This is a genomic window from Paractinoplanes rishiriensis (assembly GCF_016862375.1).
Taxonomy (GTDB): Bacteria; Actinomycetota; Actinomycetes; order Mycobacteriales; family Micromonosporaceae; genus Actinoplanes; species Actinoplanes rishiriensis.
In genome coordinates, this window is record NZ_BOMV01000066.1 from 59,344 (window position 1) to 67,463 (window position 8,120).

The 8,120-nt window shown below is 72.0% G+C and carries 11 protein-coding genes and 1 pseudogene; 4 read left to right on the forward strand and 8 right to left on the reverse strand.

Features of this window, described 5'->3' with window-relative positions:
- Nucleotides 1–176: 176 nt before the first annotated feature.
- Both Ari01nite_RS31805 and Ari01nite_RS31810 read left to right on the forward strand, forming a co-directional pair.
- Entirely contained in the window at nt 177–824 is a 648-nt protein-coding gene (locus Ari01nite_RS31805; RefSeq protein WP_203785923.1) for a DUF6230 family protein, read from the forward strand.
- 5 nt (nt 825–829) lie between these two features.
- Nucleotides 830–1,378, forward strand: coding sequence for a DUF6114 domain-containing protein (locus Ari01nite_RS31810; RefSeq protein WP_203785924.1), 549 nt, complete (start codon nt 830–832; stop codon nt 1,376–1,378).
- On the opposite strand, the gene Ari01nite_RS31815 is transcribed toward Ari01nite_RS31810, so the two are convergent.
- The 3 genes from Ari01nite_RS31815 to Ari01nite_RS31825 form a co-directional block, all read right to left on the reverse strand.
- Nucleotides 1,279–1,734: a GvpU-like protein gene (locus Ari01nite_RS31815; RefSeq protein ID WP_239163207.1), complete on the reverse strand. Its 456-nt coding sequence runs from the start codon at nt 1,732–1,734 to the stop codon at nt 1,279–1,281. The two genes, Ari01nite_RS31810 and Ari01nite_RS31815, sit on opposite strands and share 100 nt — an antisense overlap.
- A gap of 61 nt (nt 1,735–1,795) precedes the next feature.
- Entirely contained in the window at nt 1,796–2,143 is a 348-nt protein-coding gene (locus Ari01nite_RS31820; RefSeq protein WP_203785926.1) for a UBP-type zinc finger domain-containing protein, read from the reverse strand.
- Between the two features lie 9 nt (nt 2,144–2,152).
- On the reverse strand, nt 2,153–2,614 hold the full coding sequence (locus tag Ari01nite_RS31825) for an aminoacyl-tRNA deacylase (protein ID WP_203785927.1): 462 nt from the start codon (nt 2,612–2,614) through the stop codon (nt 2,153–2,155).
- Nucleotides 2,615–2,640: 26 nt separating this feature from the next.
- Here Ari01nite_RS31825 and Ari01nite_RS31830 point away from each other — a divergent pair, with 26 nt between their 5' ends.
- The gene (locus Ari01nite_RS31830) at nt 2,641–3,018 is read left to right on the forward strand and encodes a DUF427 domain-containing protein (protein ID WP_203785928.1); all 378 of its coding nucleotides are present in this window, start codon (nt 2,641–2,643) and stop codon (nt 3,016–3,018) included.
- A gap of 4 nt (nt 3,019–3,022) precedes the next feature.
- Here Ari01nite_RS31830 and Ari01nite_RS31835 read toward each other — a convergent pair whose 3' ends face one another.
- The 5 genes from Ari01nite_RS31835 to Ari01nite_RS31855 are packed head-to-tail and all read right to left on the reverse strand — an operon-like array spanning nt 3,023 to nt 7,468.
- Nucleotides 3,023–3,439 (reverse strand): hypothetical protein, encoded by a 417-nt coding sequence (locus tag Ari01nite_RS31835; protein ID WP_203785929.1) that lies wholly within the window; start codon nt 3,437–3,439, stop codon nt 3,023–3,025.
- A gap of 9 nt (nt 3,440–3,448) precedes the next feature.
- Nucleotides 3,449–4,585 carry an ABC transporter permease gene (locus tag Ari01nite_RS31840; RefSeq protein ID WP_203785930.1) on the reverse strand — a complete coding sequence of 379 codons (1,137 nt, stop codon included), beginning with the start codon at nt 4,583–4,585 and terminating at the stop codon, nt 3,449–3,451.
- Nucleotides 4,582–5,304, reverse strand: coding sequence for an ABC transporter ATP-binding protein (locus Ari01nite_RS31845; RefSeq protein WP_203785931.1), 723 nt, complete (start codon nt 5,302–5,304; stop codon nt 4,582–4,584). Before Ari01nite_RS31845 ends, Ari01nite_RS31840 begins: the two co-directional genes overlap by 4 nt.
- Nucleotides 5,304–6,302 carry an efflux RND transporter periplasmic adaptor subunit gene (locus Ari01nite_RS31850; protein WP_239163208.1) on the reverse strand — a complete coding sequence of 333 codons (999 nt, stop codon included), beginning with the start codon at nt 6,300–6,302 and terminating at the stop codon, nt 5,304–5,306. The genes Ari01nite_RS31845 and Ari01nite_RS31850 overlap by 1 nt, the downstream gene beginning before the upstream one ends.
- Nucleotides 6,303–6,358: 56 nt before the next feature.
- On the reverse strand, nt 6,359–7,468 hold the full coding sequence (locus tag Ari01nite_RS31855) for an efflux RND transporter periplasmic adaptor subunit (protein ID WP_239163209.1): 1,110 nt from the start codon (nt 7,466–7,468) through the stop codon (nt 6,359–6,361).
- A 241-nt stretch (nt 7,469–7,709) separates the two neighbouring features.
- Between Ari01nite_RS31855 and Ari01nite_RS31860 the strand changes: the two are divergent.
- Nucleotides 7,710–8,120 (forward strand): annotated as a pseudogene (locus Ari01nite_RS31860) (hypothetical protein); the annotation flags it as partial.

The window sequence follows — 8,120 nt, forward strand, 5'->3', positions numbered from 1 at the left end:
CGATGCGGATAACCGTGCGGGACGTGAAATCCCTTGTGGTCACCCCTTGACCCAGAGGATACCGACGGGTAACTTCGGGCCCGCCGACAGCGACTTGGGCCGATTTATCGACCTTTGTGCACCACCGACAACGGATTAGTCCCCCGTTGTTCCTGACCGACAAAGGGAGCTACGAAATGAGCGTCACGGACGACGAGGTAACCACCGGGCCAGCCACGGGCGGGGTGCGCTGGAAGCGTTTCGGCGGCATGCTCGCACTGACCGGCGCGGTCTCCGCGGGGCTGATCACGCTGACCGCGAACGGTGTTCTCGCGGCGAACTTCTCGATCTCCGGCATGCCGTTCACGGTCACCGCGACCAAACTGTACGGCGAGGGCTTCGAGCAGTTCGCGACGATCGACAACATGATTCCGAACAGCCCCAACGAGGGCGACACCGGCGGCCAGATGGTGGTGATCGTGTCAGCGATCGACACCGCCGAGCTGACCAAGCTGTGCCAGAGCGTCTCGCTGGGCGGCATGTTTCTCAAGATCACCGCCGGCGACGCCGGGACCCCGGTCAAGGCCAAGACCCTGATCGTGGACTCCGACCTGATCTCCGGTAACGCCAACTTCCAGCGGATCAACGTGGGCCAGGACGCCAGCACCCTGGACAAGGTGACCGACCCGGGCACCGGCGAGAAGATCCGCGGCGGCGAGGGCGTCTTCGCCCAGCAGGCCGACATCGTCGAGATCACCGACCTGCGGCAGAACAACTACGCCACCACGGCGGCCCGGTTCACCCTGCCGCACCTGCGGATGGCGTTCACCGACGACGGCTGCTGACCGACGTGAAGCAGCGCAGCGCATTCTGGCACTGGCGGCACGCCCGTCCCTTCTGGGGCGGGCTGTTCGTCACTCTCGGCGGCGCCGAGATGTTCCTGACCGTGATGGCGCCCCTGCCGGTGGTCGTGCACGTCGGCATGGACGGGCTCGCCAGCTTCCTGGTGCCGGTCCTGATCCTCATCTGCGGCCTGCTGCTCTTGTTCAACCCGCAGCAGCGGCTGTTCTACTCGCTGGTGGCCGCCGTGCTGGCACTCGGCTCGTGGATCACGTCGAACCTGGGCGGTTTCGTGATCGGGCTGCTGCTGTCGATCGTCGGCAGTGCGCTGGCCTTCGCCTGGTCACCGACGGCGAAGAAGGCGCCGGCGGCAAAGGTGCCGGCGGCCACGGATGGGCCGGCGGAGGAGGAGAGACCGGCGGCCATCTGGCGGCCGGCGGAGGAGATGCCGACGGAGATTCAGCCGGCCGACACCGGTGCGCCCGGCGTCCATCCCGAGACGTCACACAGCCGCCCGCGCCACAGCCGCACCTCGCCGGGTTCGCTGTCCGGCGAGTAGATCCGGGTGTTGCGCAGGTGGATGTACTTCGTCGGGGCGGTCACGGCGTTGTGCTGCCGCTGCGTGACCTCGTGCCCGGAGTCGCGCAGCTTGATCGCGTCGTGGGCCAGGTCGGACTGCTCCTTCATGTGCTCGGCCATGCCGGTGTAGAAGGCGTCCTCGTGGTCGTTCAACTCACTGACCTCGGAGAACCACTGCCACTGCGGGATCAGTTCGCCGCTGACCAGCAGGCCGTGCACGGTGAGGCTGAGCGGCACGCCCGGCTTCACCGGCGCCGAGAGCCGGTCCATCTGCGCGACGTACGTGCCCAGCACGCTGTCCGGCTCGGCCCAGTCGTTCGCCCTCAGATCGGACACCACGCACCATCCCCCGTGTCAGGCTCCCCCAACCGACTCTAAGACAGCGGGTAACCGTTTCTCAGCGATTCAGGCGGGTGCGCCAGTCGCCGGGCACGGCACCGGCCGGTCCCGGTGCCGGCTGCTCCTCGGGACGGCTGGTGGCCGGCGCCAGCGCGGGACCGCGGACGGCCTGCCCGGTGGAGTAGTCCCAGAACCAGTCCTCGCCCGGCTCGAAGGACTGGATGACCGGGTGCCCGGTGGCCCGCCAGTGCCCGGTGGCGTGCTGGGCCGGCGAGCTGTCGCAACAGCCCACGTGCCCGCACTGGGCGCACCGGCGCAGGTGGAACCACCAGCCGCCGCCGTCGAGGCACTCCGCGCAGCCGGTGCCGGACGGGGGGATCGAGGGCTGGATCGGATCGTCGCTCACGCTGGCAACCTACATCGGCTCGGTGACGTCGGCGAACGTGCCGTCCAGCGCGCCCACCGCCTCGTCGGCCGCGACCTGCAGGCCCACGCCGCGCTCCCCCGCGCCCAGACTGATCGAGCGGCCCCGGGCGCGCTCGTCGGCGATCACCGGCCACGGCTTGGCCGAGCCGAACGGGGTGATCGTGCCACGTTCGTACCCGGTCGCGTCTTTGGCGGTCACCGCATCGGGTAGGGAGAGACGGTTCACCCCGAGCAGCGCCCGCAGCTTGGGCCACGAGATCGACCGGTCACCCGGAACCAGCACGAAGACGTAGTCGCCGGCGCCGCGGCGTACCACGATGGTCTTGATGAGGTCGCGCACCTCGACGCCCTGCGCGGCGGCGGCCTCGGCCACGCTCGCCACCGGACCGTGCCGGATCACCCGGTGGCGGACGCCGAGCGCGACGGCGGCTGATTCTGCTGGTCCCGGCATGTGACCGACACTAGGAGGAGCGACACATGGTCAACAAGCCCGTACTGGAACCCGGTCCCGACCATCCGATCACGGTCACCCCCACGCAGGGCCGGGTCGTGGTGACGGTGGCCGGCAAGGTGGTGGCCGACAGCCGCAACGCGCTGACCCTCCAGGAGGCGTCGTACCCGGCGGTGCAGTACGTGCCGCTGGCCGACGTCGACCGGTCGCTGCTGGAGCGGACGGACACCACGAGCTACTGCCCGTACAAGGGCGACGCGAGCTATTACTCGATCCCGGTGGGCGGCGACCGGGCCGTCGACGCGATCTGGGAGTACGCGGACCCGCGCCCGGCGGTGGCGGCGATCAAGGACCACGTCGCCTTCTACCCGGACCGGGTGGACGGGATCGAGGTCCAGGCGTAACCGGTCAGGAGCCGCTCACCACGGTCGCGGCGATGGTGCCGTCGGTTGCCGTGCTGCCCTGCACGGTGACCGGCTGGCCGGTGCGCAGGTCGGTGAGCACGGCCGGCCGCTGCAGCCGGGTGTCCGGGGCGATCTTCACGACCACGGTGCGGCCGGTCGTGGTCCGGATGGTCAGCGAATCCGTGCCGACCGTCTGGAGCGTGCCGGCCGTCGCGCCCGGCGGCACCGGGACGTCGCTGGTCCTCGTACCCCCGAATTGTTTCTGCACGGTGACGCCGCCCAGGAAACCGCCGGCCAGCAGCGCGAGGCCGAGCAGCAGCGGGGTGGCACGGTTGGACCAGCGGCGGGGTGCGGCCGCGGCCAGGGCGGTGCTCAGGTCGTCGTCGACGGCCGGGATGACCTCGGTGTCGGTGTCGGTCATCGCGGGTCCCTACTCGTAGCGGAGTGCGTCGATCGGACGCAGCCGGGCGGCGCGGGCGGCCGGCAGCCCGCCGAAGAACAGGCCGATGGCGACCGAGACGCCGAGCGCGAGCGCCACCGAACCCGGCACCACCACCGGGGTGACGCCGGCGATCGTGAAGTTCGCGCCGATCAGCGCGGCCACCACGCCGAGACCGCCGCCCAGGACGCTGAGCAGGGTCGCCTCGACCAGGAACTGGGTCAGCACGGCCCGCCGCGGGGCGCCGAGGGCCTTGCGGATGCCGATCTCCCGGGTCCGCTCGGTGACCGTGACCAGCATGATGTTGGTGATGCCGATGCCGCCGACCAGCAGGCTGATCGCGGCCACGGCGCCGAGCAGGGCGGTGAACGTGGCGGCGGTCCCGTCGCGGGTGGCGAGCAACTGTTCGGCGCTTCGGATGCGGACACCGGACACCCGCTGGTCGAGAATCGTGCCGATCTGGGCCTCGACCGTGCCGACCCGGTCGGGGCCGTCCGCCTCGACCAGGATCGAGGTGAGGTCGCCGTAGCCGGTCAGCACCTGGCGGACCGCGGTGATCGGCGCGATCGCCAGGTCGGCGGGGTCGGCGGCGGTCCGGGTGGCGAGCACGCCCACCACCGTGAACAGCGAGCCGCCGACGGTCACCTGCCCGCCGACCGGATCGGTGCCGGGGAAGAGTTCCTCGGCGGCGGTCCGGCCCAGCAACAGCACCCGGCGGCCGGCGCGGTCGTCCTCGGCGGTGAACGCGGCACCCGAGGCGACCGGCGTGTTCGCGGCGCCGAAGTAGGTGGCCGTGCTGCCGACCAGCGCGCTCACGTCGTGCTCGGCTCCGCCGTACGTGATCGTCGTTCTGGTGGTCACCACCGGCGACACCGACCGGACGTCCGGCGCCAGGACCGGGTCGTCCAGGGCTTGCGCCACGTCGAGGGTCAGGCCGGCGCCGGTCACCGTGAGCGTGTCGGTGCCGAGGGCCTCGATCCGGTCGCTGACCTGCCGGGCCGAGCCGTTGCCGACCGCCACCAGCAGGATCACCGCGGCCACCCCGATCAGGATGCCGAGCATGGTGAGCGCCGAGCGCAGCTTGTTGGCGGCCACCCCGCGCAGCGCGAAGCGGACGATCTCCGTCATGTGGCCGCACCCACCGCGTGCCGCGGCACGTGCGGGCGCTGCCGCTCGTCGGCCTGCACCCGCCCGTCGAGCAGGCGGATCAGGCGTCCGGCCCGGGCGGCCACGTCCGGCTCGTGGGTGATCAGCACGATGGTTCGGCCGTACGCGTGCAGGTCGTCGAAAACAGCCAGCAGGCCCTCGGTGGACCGGCTGTCCAGGTTGCCGCTCGGCTCGTCGGCGAGCAGCAGGGCCGGTTCGGTGACCAGCGCCCGGGCCACGGCGACGCGCTGCTGCTGACCGCCGGAGAGCCGGCCCGGCTCGTACTCGGCGCGGTCGGCCAGGCCCACCGTCTCCAGCGCGTTCATGGCGCGGGTCCGGCGCTCGCGCGCCTTCACCCCGGCGTAGGCCAGCGGGAGCTCCACATTCGCCAGTGCGGTGGTACGCGGGATGAGGTTGAACGCCTGGAAGACGAACCCGATCCGGCGGTTGCGGACCAGGGCCAGCTGGCGGTCGGTGAGGCCGCCTGGGTCCACGCCGTCCAGCAGGTAGCGGCCGGCGGTGGGCACGTCGAGACAGCCGAGGATGTGCATCAGGGTCGACTTCCCGGAGCCGGACGAACCCATGATCGCGATGTACTCGCCCCGCTCGACGGTGAGGTCGACGCCGCCGAGGGCGTGCACGGCCGTGTCACCGGTGCCGTAGACCTTGGTGACGCCGCGGACGTCGAGGACGGGTGCCATCAGTCGCTCTCCGGCAGCACGACGCGTTCACCCACGGTCAAACCCTCAATGATCTGGTACGCGTCATCGCCGGCCAGCCCGACGCGGACCGCACGGGTTTCGGTGGTCCCGTCGTCCTTGCGCACGGTGACGGTGTACTGGTTACCGGAGAGCGTCACTGCGGCCGCGTTCACGTACGTGACGTTGGCGGCCGTGCCGGTGGTGACGGTGACCTCGACGGTCTGGCCCGGCTTGGCGCCGGCCGGCAGCGTGTCGATCCCGACGGTCACGCCGTAGGTGACCATGCCGCCGGTGGTGGTCGCGGACGGGTCGACGGCGACCACCCGGCCGTTCGCGGTGGCGCCCGGCAGCGCGCTCCAGGTGATCGTGGCGAGTTGCCCGGCCAGGACCCGGGTGGCGCCGGCCTCGCCGATGGCGGCGCGCACCTGGAGGTCACCGAGGTTGGCGATCTGCACGAAGCCGTCCTCGGCCTCCTTGGCGGTCGCTCCCACGGTGCCGTTCACGGCGGTCACGGTGCCGCTCATCGGCGCGGTCAGCCTGGTGCCGGTCACCGCCGCCATGGCGTCGTCGACGGCGAGCTGGGCGGCGGCCACCTCATTTTCGGCGGCCTCGGTGGCGAGACCAGCGTCGGCGGCCCGGTCCAGCGCGTCGGTGGCCGCCTGCAGGTTGGCCTCGGCGAGGTCGAGCCGGCGCTGGGCGGCCGCCGGGTCGACCTTGGCGAGCAGCTGACCGGCGGTGACGCGCTGCCCGACCTTCACGTAGACGTTACTGACGGTGCCGGTGGTGCCGAACGCGGCCGACGCGGTCATCGCCGACTCCAGCTTTCCGTCCGCGGTGACCGTCGCGGTGACCTCACCCTGCGCGACGGCGACGGTGCGTACGCCCGCGGTCTTTGGATCTTGATCGTCACCCCGCACCAGAAGCACCGACCACCCGACCGCGGCCGCGACGAGCACGGCGAGGAGCAGGTTGACAAGCAGGGCAGGGAGCCGGCGCACACCATATGTTTACCGGCGTTAGCCCCCGTTCGCGGGCAAAACGGAAGAACACCTGGCTACCAGGACCGAACAACCACTTCGCCCGAGGTGAGCCCACCGGTGATCTGGGTGTACAGGTCTCCCCGCAGCCCCACGGTCACCTCGCGTTCGGCCTGCGTGGCGCCGGTGCGCACCCGGACCAGGCCGCGGCCCCGGTCGGTCTCGCGCACCGCGGTGGCCGGCACTCGCACGGTGTCGGCGACGTGGCTGGTGCGAACCTCGACGGCGGCGGTCTGCCCGACCAGGAGGCCGGGCGGCTGCGTCCGGAACGAGAGGATGACGCCGTACGTGACCAGATTGCCTTCCACCGCGCCGACCGGATCGACCTGGACCACGTCGGCCGGAAACTCCTCCCCGACCCGGTCGGCGAGCGTCACGGTGGCCGTCTGACCCTCGGCGAGGCTGCCCGCGTCGGCCTCCGGGAAAGAGGCATCAACCTGCAGGGTGTACGTGTCGGCGAGGGTGACGAAGGCGGCCCCCTTCCCGACGCGGCTGCCCACCCGGCCGGCGACGGTCATGACGGTGCCGGCGATGGGGGCCGTGATGGTGGCGCCGGTCAGGGCGGCCTTGGCTTCGGCGAGGGCGGCGCGGGCGCGGTTGACGCGCTCGGTGGCGGTGAAGATCGCGTCCAGGCCGGTGGCCTGTGCTTCCAGGTCCAGTGCGGCTACGGCCTGATCCTCCGGCGGCACGGCTCCGGCGGGCATTTCGCTCGCGGCCGCCCCACGAGCGGAGCTCGCGGCTGGAGCCGTGGCTGCCGCGGCGGCCACGCGCTCGGCGGTGTCCAGCACCGACTCGGCGGCGTCCAGGTCGTCCTGCGCCTGGCGCACCGCGGCCGCCGCGGCGGTGGTGTCGGCCGAGGCGAGCACCGCGCCCGCCCGGACCACGCTCCCCGGCCGGACCGCGACCCGGGCCACCGTCCCGTCGATGCCGAAGGCCAGGCTGCGCGTGGTGGCGGGCCGCACCGTCCCGGTGGCCGCCACCGAAACCGTCACCTCGCCGGTGTCCACCGCCACCGTGGCGACGGCGACCGGTGTCCGGTCGTCCTCCGCCCGGTCGAGCCAGAACGCCGCCCCCTGCGCACCGACAGCCACAACAACCAGACCCGCGATCAGCCACTTCTTCCGCACATTCCGGATTGTCCCGCCCCAGGGCCCCCTTGCGGACCGGTTTCGCCCGGTCCCCTGGTCGCGGTAAAAACCACAGCCGCCGGAAAGGCCCAGCACAGGACCGCAGACGATCTTGGAGGCGTGCGGAGACGAACACTGCTTCTCGGCCTGGCGGCGGGCGCGGCGGGCGGGCTGGCCGCCACGCCGGCCTACGGTCGCTCGGCCGCGGACATCTTCGCGTCCACCCGGGCCGTACCCGCTGGTGATCTTCAGCCTGAACTCGCAGCCGGAGGACTACGCGACGCTGCTGGTGAGCTGGGCCCTCGCCGGCTATGTGGTGGCCGCCCCGCTGTATCCGCACACCTCCCTGGGCAGCTACCGCGCCGCGCGCACGGTGTTCGAGGCGGTGCCGTGGTCACGGGCCATGCTGACCGTCACCCGCGGCGGCCACCTGGTGTCCACGGCCGGGTTCCCGGCGGTCAGCGCCAGCTGCATCGCCTTCCTGCGGTGGTCGATGTACGGCGGAACCCCGGCCCTGGACAAACCGGCGGCCCTGGGCGCGGTGGCGACCCTGGACGACCAGCTCGGCCCGCTCGGCCCGCTCGGCCCGCTCGGCCCGCTCGGCCCGCTCAGCCCGCTCAGCCCGCTCAGCCCGCTCAGCCCGCTCAGCCCG

Excerpts from the sequence above, each read along its gene's own strand:
- Ari01nite_RS31830 (WP_203785928.1), top strand. The coding sequence starts at position 2,641 with ATGGTCAACAAGCCCGTACTGGAACCCGGTCCCGACCATCCGATCACG.
- Ari01nite_RS31835 (WP_203785929.1), bottom strand. The coding sequence starts at position 3,439 with ATGACCGACACCGACACCGAGGTCATCCCGGCCGTCGACGACGACCTG.
- Ari01nite_RS31840 (WP_203785930.1), bottom strand. The coding sequence starts at position 4,585 with ATGACGGAGATCGTCCGCTTCGCGCTGCGCGGGGTGGCCGCCAACAAG.
- Ari01nite_RS31845 (WP_203785931.1), bottom strand. The coding sequence starts at position 5,304 with ATGGCACCCGTCCTCGACGTCCGCGGCGTCACCAAGGTCTACGGCACC.
- Ari01nite_RS31805 (WP_203785923.1), top strand. The coding sequence starts at position 177 with ATGAGCGTCACGGACGACGAGGTAACCACCGGGCCAGCCACGGGCGGG.
- Ari01nite_RS31825 (WP_203785927.1), bottom strand. The coding sequence starts at position 2,614 with ATGCCGGGACCAGCAGAATCAGCCGCCGTCGCGCTCGGCGTCCGCCAC.